Below are 13,677 nucleotides of genomic sequence, written 5' to 3' on the forward strand. Positions count from 1 at the left end.
TTACTCTCCGTAACTTCTCAAGCGCCTGAATTAACGGCCGTAGCCTTTCAGGTTTGCTTTCTTCAATGCAGACTCGTACTGACTAGACATCATCAGAGTTTGCACTTGAGCCATAAAGTCCATGATGACGACCACTACGATGAGCAGTGATGTACCGCCAAAGTAGAAGGGAACTTTCATCGCATCACGCATGAACTCCGGGATCAGGCAAATAAAAGTAATGTACAGTGCGCCGATTAAGGTCAAACGCGTCATTACTTTATCGATATACTTCGCCGTTTGCTCTCCCGGACGAATTCCCGGTACGAATGCACCAGACTTCTTCAGGTTATCTGCTGTTTCGCGCGGGTTGAAAACCAACGCCGTGTAGAAAAAGCAGAAGAAGATGATTGCAGTCGCATAGAGTAGCACATATAGCGGCTGTCCTGGCTGCAAATACAGCGAAATTGTTGTCAGCCAGTTCCAACCGGTACCGCCCCCGAACCAGGATGCTATCGTCGCGGGGAACAGAATAATGCTGGAAGCAAAAATAGCCGGGATAACACCCGCCATGTTCACTTTCAACGGTAAATGTGTGCTCTGTGCAGCGTATACACGACGACCTTGCTGACGTTTCGCATAGTTCACCACAATGCGGCGCTGTCCACGCTCAACGAAAACAACGAAGAAGGTCACTGCAAATACGAGAACTGCAACCAACAGCAACAGGAGGAAGTGCAGGTCGCCTTGCCGCGCTTGCTCGATGGTATGGCCAATGGCCGGCGGAAGTCCCGCAACAATACCCGCGAAGATAATGATTGAGATACCGTTGCCGATACCTCGTTCAGTAATCTGTTCGCCTAGCCACATCAGGAACATAGTTCCGGTAACCAGACTTACAACAGCGGTAAAGTAGAAGGCAAAGCCTGGATTAATCACCAGGCCCTGCATTCCAGGCATATTCGGTAAACCGGTAGCAATACCGATCGACTGGAATATGGCCAGTACCAACGTACCGTAACGGGTATACTGACTAATCTTACGACGGCCAGCCTCCCCTTCTTTCTTAATCTCTGCCAGCGCTGGATGAACCACCGTTAGCAGCTGGATAATAATAGAGGCCGAAATGTACGGCATAATACCCAGCGCGAAGATTGAAGCACGGCTAAGAGCACCACCAGAGAACATGTTGAACATTTCAATGATAGTGCCACGCTGTTGCTCAAGCAGTTTGGCAAGTACAGCGGCATCAATACCAGGGATTGGAATAAAAGAGCCAATTCGGAAGACAATCAGTGCACCGATTACAAACAGCAGTCTGCGTTTCAGTTCACCAAATCCACCTTTGGCACTTTGAAAATCTAATCCCGGTTGTTTAGCCATCTGCTACTTATTCCTCGATTTTACCGCCAGCAGCTTCGATTGCAGCACGAGCACCTTTGGTGACACGCAGACCGCGAACCGTGACCGGTGCAGAAACTTCACCAGACAGAATCACTTTCGCGAATTCGATCTGAACACCGATAATGTTGGCTGCTTTCAGCGTAGTCAGGTCAACGATACCGCCTTCCACTTTCGCCAGATCAGACAGACGCACTTCTGCGGTCACGAATGATTTGCGCGAGGTGAAGCCGAATTTCGGCAGACGACGGTACAGAGGCATCTGACCACCCTCGAAACCGCGACGTACGCCACCGCCAGAACGGGAGTTCTGACCTTTGTGACCACGACCACCGGTTTTACCGAGGCCAGAACCGATACCACGACCCAGACGCTTAGACGCGTGCTTAGAGCCTTCGGCCGGAGACAGAGTATTTAAACGCATCTGTTACTCCTCCACTTTAAGCATGTAGGAAATCGCGTTGACCATACCGCGTACTGCCGGCGTGTCTTCACGCTCTACAGTGTGGCCAATACGACGCAGACCCAGACCAACCAGAGTGGCTTTGTGCTTAGGCAGGCGGCCGATTGAGCTACGGGTTTGAGTGATTTTAATAGTCTTAGCCATCGTGATTACCCCAGAATTTCTTCAACGGATTTACCACGCTTGGCAGCGACCATTTCTGGAGAATTCATATTTTCCAGGCCGTCGATAGTTGCACGAACCACGTTGATCGGGTTGGTGGAACCATAGGCTTTAGCCAGAACGTTATGAACTCCAGCGACTTCCAGAACGGCGCGCATTGCACCGCCGGCGATGATACCGGTACCTTCAGAAGCCGGCTGCATGAACACGCGGGAACCCGTGTGCGCACCTTTAACCGGGTGCTGCAGGGTGCCGTTGGTCAGCGCGACATTAATCATATTGCGACGGGCTTTCTCCATCGCTTTCTGGATCGCTGCCGGAACTTCACGCGCTTTACCGTAACCAAAACCAACGCGGCCGTTACCATCACCCACTACAGTCAGTGCGGTGAAGGAGAAAATACGACCACCTTTCACAGTTTTAGAAACACGGTTTACCGCGATCAGTTTTTCCTGCAGTTCGCCAGCTTGTTTCTCGATGTGTGACATCCTAGACCTCTACCTTAGAACTGAAGGCCAGCTTCACGAGCAGCATCTGCCAGTGCCTGGACACGACCATGATATTGGAAACCGGAACGGTCGAAAGAAACATTGGTGATGCCTTTCTCGACAGCGCGCTCAGCCAGAGCTTTACCTACAGCTGCAGCAGCGTCTTTGTTGCCGGTGTACTTCAGTTGTTCAGAGATAGCTTTTTCTACAGTAGAAGCAGCAACCAGAACTTCGGAACCGTTCGGGGCGATTACCTGTGCGTAAATGTGACGCGGGGTACGATGTACCACCAGGCGAGTAGCACCCAGCTCTTTGAGCTTGCGACGTGCACGGGTCGCACGACGGATACGAGCAGATTTCTTATCCATAGTGTTACCTTACTTCTTCTTAGCCTCTTTGATACGCACGACTTCGTCGGCGTAACGGACACCCTTGCCTTTATACGGCTCAGGACGACGGTAGGCGCGCAAGTCAGCTGCAACCTGGCCGATCAGTTGTTTATCAGCGCCTTTCAGCACGATTTCAGTCTGAGTCGGACATTCTGCAGTGATACCCGCGGGCAGCTGATGATCAACCGGGTGAGAAAAACCCAGTGACAGGTTAACCACGTTGCCTTTAATGGCAGCACGATAACCAACACCAACCAGCTGCAGCTTCTTAGTGAAGCCTTCGGTAACACCGATAACCATGCCGTTCAGCAGTGCACGAGCGGTACCCGCCTGCGCCCAGCCGTTTGCAAAACCGTCGCGCGGAGCGAAGGTCAGTGCATTGTCAGCATGTTTAACTTCTACGGCATTATTGATAGTACGAGTCAGCTCGCCGTTTTTACCTTTGATCGAAATTACCTGACCGTTGAGTTTTACCTCTACGCCGGCAGGAACAACGACAGGTGCTTTAGCAACACGAGACATAGTTTCCTCCGATTACGCTACGTAGCAGATAATTTCGCCGCCAAGACCAGCCTGGCGCGCTGCACGATCAGTCATGACACCTTTAGAGGTAGAAATAACAGCAATACCTAATCCCGCCATAACTTTCGGCAGCTCATCTTTTTTCTTATAGATGCGCAGACCTGGGCGGCTGACACGCTGAATGCTTTCTACAACAGCTTTACCCTGGAAATACTTAAGAGTCAGTTCCAGTTCCGGCTTGATGTCGCCTTCGATTTTAAAATCTTCAATATAACCTTCTTCCTTCAGCACGTTGGCAATTGCCACTTTCAGCTTGGAGGAAGGCATGGTGACCGCAGCTTTGTTCGCGGCCTGACCGTTACGGATACGGGTCAGCATATCCGCGATCGGATCTTGCATGCTCATCTGTCTTTACTCCCGTGATTCAATTGGTGACAATTACCAGCTAGCCTTTTTCAGACCCGGGATTTCACCGCGCATAGCGGCTTCACGGACCTTGATACGGCTCAACCCGAACTTCCGCAGGAAACCGTGCGGACGACCTGTTTGACGGCAGCGGTTACGCTGACGAGACGGGCTGGAATCACGCGGCAGAGTCTGCAGCTTGAGAACAGCGTTCCAACGATCTTCGTCGGTTGCGTTCACATCAGAAATGATCGCTTTCAGTTCAGCGCGTTTTGCGAAGAATTTGTCTGCTAATTTCACACGCTTAACTTCGCGTGCTTTCATTGATTGCTTAGCCATTAAGTAACCCTACCTTACTTGCGGAACGGGAAGTCAAAGGCAGTCAGCAGAGCACGGCCTTCATCATCAGATTTCGCAGTAGTGGTAATGGTGATATCCAAACCACGAACGCGATCGACTTTGTCGTAGTCGATTTCTGGGAAGATGATCTGCTCACGAACGCCCATGCTGTAGTTGCCACGACCGTCGAAAGACTTCGCGGACAGACCACGGAAGTCGCGGATACGCGGTACAGCAATGGTGATCAGACGCTCAAAGAACTCCCACATGCGCTCGCCGCGCAGAGTTACTTTACAGCCGATCGGATAGCCCTGACGGATTTTGAAGCCTGCAACTGATTTGCGTGCTTTGGTGACCAGCGGTTTTTGACCGGAGATTGCTGCCAGGTCAGCTGCTGCGTTTTCCAGCAGTTTCTTGTCAGCGATCGCTTCACCAACACCCATGTTCAGGGTGATCTTCTCGACCCGAGGGACTTGCATGACAGAAGTGTAGCCAAACTCTGTCATGAGTTTCCGGACTACTTCGTCTTTGTAGTAATCATGCAGTTTCGCCATCGTACTACTCCAAATTACTTGATAGTTTCGCTGTTAGACTTGAAGAAACGGACTTTTTTGCCGTCTTCGAATCTAAAGCCTACACGGTCAGCCTTACCGGTTGCCGCATTGAAGAGAGCAACGTTAGAAACCTGAATAGCAGCTTCTTTTTCAACGATGCCACCTGGTTGGTTCAGAGCCGGAACCGGCTTCTGGTGTTTCTTAACCAGGTTGATACCTTCAACGATGACCTTGCCAGAAGACAGGACATTTTTAACTTTACCGCGCTTACCTTTATCTTTGCCGGTCAGCACGATAACTTCGTCGTTACGACGGATTTTCGCTGCCATTGTTCGCTCCTTAGAGTACTTCTGGTGCCAGAGAGATAATTTTCATGAACTTTTCAGTACGAAGTTCACGAGTTACCGGCCCAAAAATACGTGTTCCGATTGGCTGCTCGCTGTTATTGTTCAAAATAACGCATGCGTTACCATCGAAGCGAATGACAGAACCGTCCGGGCGACGAACACCCTTCCTGGTGCGCACCACTACCGCCTTCAGGACATCACCTTTTTTCACCTTACCACGCGGAATTGCTTCTTTGATGGTAACTTTGATGATGTCGCCGACGCCTGCGTAGCGACGGTGCGAGCCACCCAGAACCTTGATACACATTACGCGACGTGCACCGGAGTTGTCGGCGACGTTCAGCATAGTCTGTTCTTGGATCATTTTAGTGCTCCGCTAATGTCAACTACTACTTCGGGACCCAAATTTCAGGTCGTTAGAAAGCCCCATATTTGAGGGCGCGGCATTATAACACCGGATCTCACAGATGGGTAGAAAAAATGAACGGCTCAGCAATGGAGCCGCTTATTTTCCCTGATAACAGGGAGGGCGTATTCTAGGGAATAGTGTCAACAGTAGCAAATGTAATCTGCCTTATTTTTCGGCAGTCGCGATTATGCCCTGCTTAAATACGCCTAGGCCATCAGTTGGGTAGCCAGTTGGTTATGGCGATGTAGCACAGCAGGCAAATCGATAACCGTCAGTTCTCCTTTGCGAACCACAACTTGCCCGTTAATGACGCTATAGGCCACCTGACCAGGATTGCAGAATACCAGTGCGGCAACCGGGTCATGCCCTGCTCCCGCCAGACCCAACCGCTGCAAATCGAAGATCGCCAGATCGGCCTGCATACCAGGAGCAATGGTGCCGATATCATCGCGGTTCAGCACCTTCGCACCACCACGTGTTGCCAGCTCAAGCGCCTGCCTTGCATTCATCGCGTCAGGACCAAAGCCTACTCGCTGTAACAGCAGCGCCTGGCGCACTTCGCCTATCATGTCAGAACTGTCATTTGAGGCAGAGCCATCAACCCCAAGAGCAACGTTAACGCCCGCGTCGCACATATGTCGCACTGGCGCAATGCCCGAGGCAAGACGCATATTAGAACAGGGGCAATGCGCCACGCCGGTTCCCGTTCTGGCAAAGAGCTTAATACCGTGGTCATCAAGCTTCACACAGTGAGCATGCCATACGTCATGCCCGACCCAGCCAAGATCTTCTACATACTGTGCGGGAGTCATATTGAACTTTTCACGACTGTAGCGGATGTCACTGTCGTTCTCTGCCAAATGAGTATGCATAGAGACCTTATAATGACGAGCCAGCGTGGCGGACTCTTTCATCAGCTCACGGCTGACTGAAAAAGGTGAACAGGGAGCCACAACAATACGCAGCATCGCACCGCGACTGTCATCGTGGTAACGCTCAATTACACGCTGCGTATCGGCCAGGATAGCTTTCTCATCCTCCACCAGGCTATCTGGAGGCAGTCCACCCTGTTTTTGTCCTACGCTCATACTGCCGCGGCTGGCGTGAAAGCGCATGCCCATGGTCGCTGCCGCATCGATGCTGTCGTCAAGACGACAACCGTTGGGGTAAACATAGAGATGATCGCTGGTCGTAGTACAGCCAGACAGCATCAACTCGGCCATTGCTGTCTGCGTGGAGATGCGAATCATTTCTGGCGTTAGCTTCTGCCAGATGGGGTAGAGATGCGTCAGCCAGTTAAATAGCTCACCGTTCTGCACGGAGGGAACCACCCGCGTGAGACTCTGATACATGTGGTGGTGGGTATTAATCAATCCTGGTATGACAATATGTCCCTTCAGATCGATAATTTCGTCTGCATGCTGCGGCATTGTTTCCGCTGCACCCACTGCCTCAATCCTGTCGCCTTTGATATAAATGCTGCCATTGCGAATCTCTCGTCGTGCATCATCCATACAGACGACGATTTCAGCGTTTTTCAGTAACAAAGTCCGTTGCATGCCGTTCCCCTTTTGCGGCGGTGAGTGAAGGGTCGATAATATCGACTCTTTTTTCGCCGCGCTAACAGAAGGGAGGGCTGCCAGTAGCGGTACAGTAAGCAAAGACCGACGAAGACGGTCGGGCGTGTCCTTTTTCATCCTGCTCTTCCTTGTCCATGTTAATTTACTCTGCGGCATCAGTGCCGCGCATTTAGCGAAACCATTATGGACAGAGTGTCAGGGATGTTTTTTGACCAGAATTGGCAAACGTGCTGATTTGAGGGCAAAAAAAAACCCTCTGCCGGAGCAGAGGGTTTCTTCAGAAAAAACGGTTCTTATTACAGAACAGCTTTCTCGATAACGCGAACCAGAGTCCATGACTTCGTCTTGGACAGCGGACGGGTTTCGCGGATTTCTACCACGTCACCAATACCGCATTCGTTGTTCTCGTCATGGATGTGCAGCTTAGTCGTACGCTTAATGAATTTACCGTAGATCGGGTGTTTCACGAAACGCTCGATAGCAACAACTGCAGATTTCTGCATTTTGTCACTAACAACACGACCTTGCAGAGTACGGATTTTATCGGTCATTACGCACCCGCCTTCTCAGTCAGTAAAGTCTTAACGCGTGCAACATCACGGCGAACTTGTTTCAGCAGATGGGTCTGCTGCAGTTGGCCAGATGCTGCCTGCATGCGCAGGTTAAACTGCTCACGCAGCAGATTCAGCAGCTCAGTGTTCAGCTCTTCGACGCTTTTTTCACGCAGCTCAGTTGCTTTCATTACATCACCGTCTTAGTAACAAAGGTGGTTTTGATAGGCAGTTTTGCTGCTGCCAGCTTGAAGGCTTCACGGGCCAGCTCTTCTGGTACGCCGTCCATTTCATACAGGACTTTACCAGGCTGAATCAGGGCAACCCAATACTCCACGTTACCCTTACCTTTACCCATACGCACTTCCAGCGGCTTCTCGGTGATCGGTTTGTCCGGGAATACACGGATCCAGATCTTACCTTGACGCTTAACTGCACGGGTCATAGCACGACGTGCTGCTTCGATCTGACGAGCAGTCAGACGACCACGGCCAACAGCTTTCAGACCGAAAGTACCGAAGCTAACATCCGTACCCTGCGCCAGACCGCGGTTACGGCCTTTATGCACTTTACGGAATTTTGTACGCTTTGGTTGTAACATCAGCGACTCTCCTTACTTACGGCCTTTACGCTGCTGCTTTTTAGGTTGAGCAGCCGGTTCCGGTTGTTCAACAGCAGCCATACCACCCAGGATCTCGCCTTTGAAGATCCATACCTTAACGCCGATTACACCATAAGTGGTGTGCGCTTCAGAGGTGTTGTAGTCAATGTCAGCACGCAGCGTGTGCAGCGGTACGCGACCTTCACGGTACCATTCGGTACGTGCGATCTCTGCGCCGCCCAGACGGCCGCTAACTTCAACTTTGATACCTTTCGCGCCCAGACGCATGGCGTTCTGAACAGCACGCTTCATCGCACGACGGAACATCACGCGACGCTCCAGCTGAGAAGTGATGCTGTCAGCAACCAGTTTCGCGTCCAGTTCCGGTTTACGGACTTCGGCGATATTGATCTGTGCAGGAACGCCAGCGATGTTCGCGACGACCGTGCGCAGTTTTTCTACGTCTTCACCCTTTTTACCGATAACGATACCCGGACGAGCAGTGTGAATGGTCACACGGATGCTCTTAGCCGGACGCTCGATAACGATACGAGATACAGACGCTTTTGCCAGTTCTTTAGTCAGGAACTGACGAACTTTAAAATCGCTGTCCAGGTTGTCAGCGAATTCTTTGGTGTTCGCAAACCAGGTAGAGTTCCATGGTTTTACAATACCCAGGCGAATACCATTAGGATGTACTTTCTGACCCATTGCTAGTCTCCAGAGTCTCAGCGATCGGACACAACCACAGTAATGTGGCTGGTGCGCTTCAGGATGCGATCTGCACGACCTTTAGCACGCGGCATAATGCGCTTCATGCTCGGGCCTTCGTCTACGAAAATTTTCGCGACTTTCAGATCGTCGATATCAGCGCCATCGTTGTGTTCGGCGTTAGCAATGGCAGATTCCAGGACCTTCTTAACCAGTACAGCCGCTTTCTTATTGGTGTAGGTCAGAATATCCAGAGCCTGCGACACTTTCTTACCGCGAATCAGGTCAGCCACGAGGCGAACCTTCTGAGCAGAAGAACGAGCATGGCGATGTTGAGCAATAGTTTCCATCTCTTCCTCCTACTTATTTCTTCTTGGCTTTCTTATCAGCAGCGTGGCCGCGATAAGTACGTGTCGGTGCAAATTCACCCAGCTTGTGGCCGACCATTTCGTCGGAAACAAAGACAGGAACGTGCTGACGACCATTATGGACAGCGATGGTCAAACCGATCATGTTAGGGAAGATCGTTGAACGACGGGACCAGGTGCGCAGGGGCTTCTTGTCTCCGCTTTCCACCGCTTTCTCTACCTTCTTCAGCAAGTGCAGGTCAATAAAAGGACCTTTCTTGAGAGAACGTGGCATGGCTTATCCTCTAAAATTATTTGCTACGGCGACGTACGATAAATTTATCAGTACGCTTGTTGCTACGGGTCTTCTTACCTTTGGTCTGAACGCCCCACGGAGTGACCGGGTGCTTACCAAAGTTACGACCTTCACCACCACCGTGCGGGTGATCGACTGGGTTCATCGCGGTACCGCGGACGGTAGGACGAACACCACGCCAGCGAGTTGCACCAGCTTTACCCAGAACGCGCAGCATGTGCTCAGCGTTGCCGACTTCGCCCAGGGTTGCGCGGCAATCAGCTTCGATTTTACGCATTTCGCCTGAACGCAGACGCAGGGTAACGTAGGAGCCTTCACGCGCAACGATCTGCACGTAAGCACCAGCAGAGCGAGCGATCTGACCGCCTTTGCCCGGCTTCATTTCTACGTTATGCACGGTAGAACCCACCGGGATGTTACGCATCGGCAGGGTGTTACCTGCTTTGATCGCAGCATCAACGCCAGACTGAATCTGGTCGCCGGCTTTCAGGCCTTTAGGGGCCAGGATGTAACGGCGCTCGCCATCTTTGTACAGAACCAGTGCGATGTTCGCAGAGCGGTTCGGATCGTACTCAAGACGTTCAACAACTGCCGGGATACCATCTTTGTTGCGTTTGAAGTCAACAATACGGTAAGCCTGCTTGTGACCACCACCGATATGACGAGTAGTGATACGACCATTGTTGTTACGACCACCGGATTTGCTGTTCTTTTCGACCAGCGGGGCAAAAGGTTTGCCCTTGTGCAGCTCAGGGTTTACCACTTTAACTACGTGGCGACGACCCGGAGATGTCGGTTTACATTTAACAACTGCCATTGTCTTTCTCCTCCGACTTACTCAGCGCCGCCGACGAAGTCCAGGTTCTGGCCTTCCTTCAGGGTGACGTAAGCTTTTTTCCAGTCGCTGCGACGACCGATACGCTGTCCGTGACGCTTAGTTTTCCCTTTAACAACCAGGGTGTTCACGTCTTTAACTTCTACTTCGAACAGTTTTTCTACAGCAGCAACGATCTCTGCTTTGGTCGCGTCTTTCGCAACTTTGAGAACGATGGTGTTGGTTTTTTCCATCGCAGCAGACGCTTTTTCAGATACGTGCGGCGCGCGCAGTACTTTCAGCAGACGTTCTTCACGGATCATGCCAGCATCTCCTCAACTTGCTTAACTGCATCAGCAGTCATAACGACTTTGTCGAAGGCGATCAGGCTAACTGGGTCGATACCCGCTGCATCGCGCACATCAACCTTGTACAGGTTGCGCGCAGCCAGGAACAGATTCTCATCCAGTTCACCGGTGATGATCAGCACGTCTTCCAGCGCCATGTCTTTCAGTTTCTGTGCCAGCAGCTTGGTTTTCGGTGCTTCTACAGAGAACTTCTCGACAACGATCAGACGATCTTGACGTACCAGCTCGGACAGGATGCTTTTCAGCGCGCCGCGGTACATCTTTTTGTTAACTTTTTGACTGTGGTCCTGCGGACGCGCAGCGAAGGTCACGCCACCTGAACGCCAGATCGGGCTCTTGATAGAACCTGAACGCGCACGGCCGGTGCCTTTCTGACGCCACGGCTTTTTGCCTGAACCAGTTACTTCAGCACGCGTTTTCTGCGCACGGGTACCCTGACGAGCACCTGCAGCGTATGCAACAACAACCTGGTGAACCAGCGCTTCGTTGAAATCACGACCGAAGGTAGTTTCGGAAACAGTCAGCGCGCTCTGCGCGTCTTTCAGTACTAATTCCATTGCTATCCCCTTACGCCTTCACAGCTGGTTTAACGATCAGGTCGCTACCGGTTGCACCCGGGACAGCACCTTTAACCAGCAGCAGGTTGCGCTCAGCGTCAACACGTACCACATCCAGGCTCTGAACGGTTACGCGCTCATTACCCAGCTGACCTGCCATTTTCTTACCTTTGAACACTTTGCCCGGAGTCTGGTTCTGACCGATAGAACCCGGAACGCGGTGAGAAAGGGAGTTACCGTGCGTCGCGTCCTGGGTACGGAAGTTCCAGCGCTTAACGGTACCTGCGAAACCTTTACCTTTAGAGGTACCGGTTACGTCTACTTTTTTAACGTCAGCGAAAATTTCAACACTGATGCTCTGGCCTACAGAGTATTCGTCACCTTCAGCGGTGCGGAATTCCCACAGACCACGGCCAGCTTCAACGCCAGCTTTAGCAAAATGACCAGCTTCAGGTTTGGTCACACGGTTCGCTTTTTTCGCACCGGTGGTAACCTGGATTGCCTGGTAACCATCGTTTTCCAGGCCTTTGACCTGAGTAACGCGGTTTGCTTCAACTTCGATTACGGTTACTGGGATAGATACGCCGTCTTCAGTGAAGACGCGGGTCATGCCCACTTTTTTACCGACTAAACCAATCATTGTATCAACCTCTCAATCGCTCGATGACCTGATTAACCCAGGCTGATCTGCACGTCTACACCGGCAGCCAGATCCAGACGCATCAGAGCATCAACGGTTTTTTCAGTTGGCTCAACGATGTCTACCAGACGCTTGTGAGTGCGGATTTCGTACTGATCGCGCGCATCTTTGTTAACGTGCGGAGAGATCAGAACGGTGAAGCGCTCTTTGCGAGTCGGCAGCGGAATTGGACCACGGACCTGCGCACCAGTGCGCTTGGCAGTCTCAACGATTTCCGCGGTTGATTGATCGATCAGACGATGATCAAACGCTTTAAGACGGATACGGATTCTTTGGTTCGACATGAGACCAGAGCTCCAAACTTTTTATAGACGAAAAGAATTACTACTCGCACCCATTACGATTGATGGGAGAGTGTAATCGTTCAGCATATAACTCCACAATTGGGAGTATTGTCAGGCGACCTAACATGCTGCCGCCTGCGATTCTGCTCGAATCGCGCCTGCCAATATCGGCAAGCCCGCGCATTATACGTAAATCTGGTCAGGAAGCAACCCGTGTTCTGTTTTTAACCTTATTTTTTATTGGTATTGCAGCAACTGATGAAGAGAAACACCGATGAAACGGGGGGAAAAGATCAGATGTGTTGAAAAAAGCCTGCCTGTCGTCTGCGACGCAAGCAGGCGCTTCAGGAGGATACTCTCAGCCGGGCGACTCTTCGTCTCGTTCCCGGATTTGGGCCTGAAGGTAGTTCTGGATGCCCAGTTTGTTGATGAGATCGAGCTCGGTTTCAATCCAGTCAATGTGATGCTCTTCATCCGCCAGAATTTCAATCATCATGTCGCGGCTGACGTAATCATGGACCTTGTCAGCGTAAGCAATAGCTTCACGCAGATCTTTCGCCCCTTCCAGCTCTAGCTGCAGATCGGCACGCAGCATTTCTTCTACGTCCTCGCCAATTCGCAGTCGCCCTAAATCCTGGAGATTGGGAATCCCCTCCAGAAACAGAATGCGTTCGATGTATTTATCAGCGTGCTTCATTTCATCGATAGATTCATGATATTCCGTATCATTGAGGCGCATCAGTCCCCAGTTTTTAAACATCCGCGCATGAAGAAAATACTGGTTAATCGCAACCAGTTCATTTCCCAGCAATTTGTTGAGATGGCTTATGATTTTAATATCGCCCTTCATTTTGCTTCCTCCGCTTCCAGTTGATTAAATCCTGGACAGCAGCGAGCAGGAAGTCAAAGAGACTAGACAGATTCTGTGGGTATACGGGCGATTTCAGGCTGAGCTTCAGGCGATCTCTTTATACAGCGGGACATTTTGTAGCTCATCTGCCATGATTTCACGTGCTACGCGGATGCATTTGCCACACTGCTTCCCTACCGGGACCAGCTGACGCAGCTGCTGTATCGATTTAGGTTGATAGCGGCGTACCGCTTCGCGAAGAGTTTTATCACTGACGGCGTTACACAAACAGACGTACATTTACTGCCCACCCTGATCATTTAATGATCAAAGCTTAAATGAGAATAGTTTTTATTTCAAACCCATGATTATTGTGGATAAGCAACCCGGCCGTTTTTGACCAAAAAAAGAGCACCGAAGTGCTCTCTTTTCTGCTCTGGTGGCCCGAAGGCCACCTCGCTAACGCAATTAAGCGATAACTTCAGCAACAACGCCCGCGCCAACGGTACGGCCGCCTTCGCGGATTGCGAAGCGCAGACC

General features: G+C 51.2%; 25 protein-coding genes and 1 pseudogene. All 26 read right to left on the reverse strand.

The genetic code is table 11. The features are described 5' to 3' along the window. Nucleotides 1-30: 30 nt before the first annotated feature. Nucleotides 31-1,362 carry a preprotein translocase subunit SecY gene (gene secY, locus HP564_RS19760; protein WP_123803076.1) on the reverse strand — a complete coding sequence of 444 codons (1,332 nt, stop codon included), beginning with the start codon at nucleotides 1,360-1,362 and terminating at the stop codon, nucleotides 31-33. 7 nt (nucleotides 1,363-1,369) lie between these two features. Next, a complete protein-coding gene (gene rplO / locus HP564_RS19765) occupies nucleotides 1,370-1,804 on the reverse strand; it encodes a 50S ribosomal protein L15 (RefSeq protein ID WP_123803077.1) in 435 nt (144 codons plus the stop codon). A gap of 3 nt (nucleotides 1,805-1,807) precedes the next feature. Further along, nucleotides 1,808-1,987: a 50S ribosomal protein L30 gene (gene rpmD / locus HP564_RS19770; RefSeq protein ID WP_021186404.1), complete on the reverse strand. Its 180-nt coding sequence runs from the start codon at nucleotides 1,985-1,987 to the stop codon at nucleotides 1,808-1,810. A gap of 5 nt (nucleotides 1,988-1,992) precedes the next feature. Then, nucleotides 1,993-2,493 carry a 30S ribosomal protein S5 gene (gene rpsE / locus HP564_RS19775; RefSeq protein ID WP_033792403.1) on the reverse strand — a complete coding sequence of 167 codons (501 nt, stop codon included), beginning with the start codon at nucleotides 2,491-2,493 and terminating at the stop codon, nucleotides 1,993-1,995. A 14-nt stretch (nucleotides 2,494-2,507) separates the two neighbouring features. Further along, entirely contained in the window at nucleotides 2,508-2,861 is a 354-nt protein-coding gene (gene rplR, locus HP564_RS19780; protein ID WP_371245532.1) for a 50S ribosomal protein L18, read from the reverse strand. Nucleotides 2,862-2,870: 9 nt separating this feature from the next. Continuing rightward, nucleotides 2,871-3,404, reverse strand: coding sequence for a 50S ribosomal protein L6 (gene rplF, locus HP564_RS19785; protein ID WP_123803079.1), 534 nt, complete (start codon nucleotides 3,402-3,404; stop codon nucleotides 2,871-2,873). A 12-nt stretch (nucleotides 3,405-3,416) separates the two neighbouring features. Then, nucleotides 3,417-3,809: a 30S ribosomal protein S8 gene (rpsH, locus tag HP564_RS19790; RefSeq protein WP_033752943.1), complete on the reverse strand. Its 393-nt coding sequence runs from the start codon at nucleotides 3,807-3,809 to the stop codon at nucleotides 3,417-3,419. A gap of 33 nt (nucleotides 3,810-3,842) precedes the next feature. Further along, complete coding sequence (gene rpsN / locus HP564_RS19795; RefSeq protein WP_033752945.1) at nucleotides 3,843-4,148, reverse strand: 30S ribosomal protein S14; 306 nt, start codon at nucleotides 4,146-4,148, stop codon at nucleotides 3,843-3,845. 14 nt (nucleotides 4,149-4,162) lie between these two features. Further along, entirely contained in the window at nucleotides 4,163-4,702 is a 540-nt protein-coding gene (rplE, locus tag HP564_RS19800; RefSeq protein ID WP_371245533.1) for a 50S ribosomal protein L5, read from the reverse strand. A gap of 14 nt (nucleotides 4,703-4,716) precedes the next feature. Beyond that, complete coding sequence (gene rplX, locus HP564_RS19805; protein ID WP_003850150.1) at nucleotides 4,717-5,031, reverse strand: 50S ribosomal protein L24; 315 nt, start codon at nucleotides 5,029-5,031, stop codon at nucleotides 4,717-4,719. Nucleotides 5,032-5,041: 10 nt separating this feature from the next. Beyond that, complete coding sequence (rplN, locus tag HP564_RS19810) at nucleotides 5,042-5,413, reverse strand: 50S ribosomal protein L14 (protein ID WP_006120590.1); 372 nt, start codon at nucleotides 5,411-5,413, stop codon at nucleotides 5,042-5,044. Nucleotides 5,414-5,664: 251 nt separating this feature from the next. After that, nucleotides 5,665-7,017: an 8-oxoguanine deaminase gene (locus HP564_RS19815; protein WP_371245534.1), complete on the reverse strand. Its 1,353-nt coding sequence runs from the start codon at nucleotides 7,015-7,017 to the stop codon at nucleotides 5,665-5,667. Nucleotides 7,018-7,334: 317 nt separating this feature from the next. After that, entirely contained in the window at nucleotides 7,335-7,589 is a 255-nt protein-coding gene (rpsQ, locus tag HP564_RS19820) for a 30S ribosomal protein S17 (RefSeq protein ID WP_033752951.1), read from the reverse strand. Further along, nucleotides 7,589-7,780 carry a 50S ribosomal protein L29 gene (gene rpmC, locus HP564_RS19825; protein WP_025902044.1) on the reverse strand — a complete coding sequence of 64 codons (192 nt, stop codon included), beginning with the start codon at nucleotides 7,778-7,780 and terminating at the stop codon, nucleotides 7,589-7,591. The genes rpsQ and rpmC overlap by 1 nt, the downstream gene beginning before the upstream one ends. After that, a complete protein-coding gene (gene rplP / locus HP564_RS19830; protein ID WP_002438716.1) occupies nucleotides 7,780-8,190 on the reverse strand; it encodes a 50S ribosomal protein L16 in 411 nt (136 codons plus the stop codon). Before rplP ends, rpmC begins: the two co-directional genes overlap by 1 nt. A gap of 12 nt (nucleotides 8,191-8,202) precedes the next feature. After that, on the reverse strand, nucleotides 8,203-8,901 hold the full coding sequence (gene rpsC, locus HP564_RS19835) for a 30S ribosomal protein S3 (RefSeq protein ID WP_009087585.1): 699 nt from the start codon (nucleotides 8,899-8,901) through the stop codon (nucleotides 8,203-8,205). Nucleotides 8,902-8,918: 17 nt separating this feature from the next. Next, nucleotides 8,919-9,251, reverse strand: coding sequence for a 50S ribosomal protein L22 (gene rplV, locus HP564_RS19840; RefSeq protein WP_007891659.1), 333 nt, complete (start codon nucleotides 9,249-9,251; stop codon nucleotides 8,919-8,921). 13 nt (nucleotides 9,252-9,264) lie between these two features. After that, the gene (gene rpsS / locus HP564_RS19845) at nucleotides 9,265-9,543 is read right to left on the reverse strand and encodes a 30S ribosomal protein S19 (protein WP_001138115.1); all 279 of its coding nucleotides are present in this window, start codon (nucleotides 9,541-9,543) and stop codon (nucleotides 9,265-9,267) included. 16 nt (nucleotides 9,544-9,559) lie between these two features. Beyond that, nucleotides 9,560-10,381 carry a 50S ribosomal protein L2 gene (gene rplB / locus HP564_RS19850; RefSeq protein ID WP_371245535.1) on the reverse strand — a complete coding sequence of 274 codons (822 nt, stop codon included), beginning with the start codon at nucleotides 10,379-10,381 and terminating at the stop codon, nucleotides 9,560-9,562. A 17-nt stretch (nucleotides 10,382-10,398) separates the two neighbouring features. Continuing rightward, a complete protein-coding gene (rplW, locus tag HP564_RS19855) occupies nucleotides 10,399-10,701 on the reverse strand; it encodes a 50S ribosomal protein L23 (protein ID WP_033752969.1) in 303 nt (100 codons plus the stop codon). After that, nucleotides 10,698-11,303, reverse strand: a complete 606-nt coding sequence (rplD, locus tag HP564_RS19860) for a 50S ribosomal protein L4 (protein WP_371245536.1) — start codon at nucleotides 11,301-11,303, stop codon at nucleotides 10,698-10,700. Before rplD ends, rplW begins: the two co-directional genes overlap by 4 nt. A gap of 10 nt (nucleotides 11,304-11,313) precedes the next feature. After that, nucleotides 11,314-11,943 carry a 50S ribosomal protein L3 gene (rplC, locus tag HP564_RS19865; RefSeq protein WP_371245537.1) on the reverse strand — a complete coding sequence of 210 codons (630 nt, stop codon included), beginning with the start codon at nucleotides 11,941-11,943 and terminating at the stop codon, nucleotides 11,314-11,316. 32 nt (nucleotides 11,944-11,975) lie between these two features. After that, nucleotides 11,976-12,287 (reverse strand): 30S ribosomal protein S10, encoded by a 312-nt coding sequence (rpsJ, locus tag HP564_RS19870; RefSeq protein ID WP_006120582.1) that lies wholly within the window; start codon nucleotides 12,285-12,287, stop codon nucleotides 11,976-11,978. A 358-nt stretch (nucleotides 12,288-12,645) separates the two neighbouring features. Beyond that, nucleotides 12,646-13,137 (reverse strand): bacterioferritin, encoded by a 492-nt coding sequence (gene bfr, locus HP564_RS19875; protein ID WP_371245538.1) that lies wholly within the window; start codon nucleotides 13,135-13,137, stop codon nucleotides 12,646-12,648. Nucleotides 13,138-13,242: 105 nt separating this feature from the next. Continuing rightward, nucleotides 13,243-13,437, reverse strand: coding sequence for a bacterioferritin-associated ferredoxin (gene bfd, locus HP564_RS19880; protein WP_371245539.1), 195 nt, complete (start codon nucleotides 13,435-13,437; stop codon nucleotides 13,243-13,245). A gap of 168 nt (nucleotides 13,438-13,605) precedes the next feature. After that, nucleotides 13,606-13,677: pseudogene (locus tag HP564_RS19885) on the reverse strand (elongation factor Tu); the annotation flags it as partial.

Source organism: Pantoea sp. KPR_PJ, assembly GCF_041386365.1.
Classification (GTDB): Bacteria; Pseudomonadota; Gammaproteobacteria; order Enterobacterales; family Enterobacteriaceae; genus Pantoea.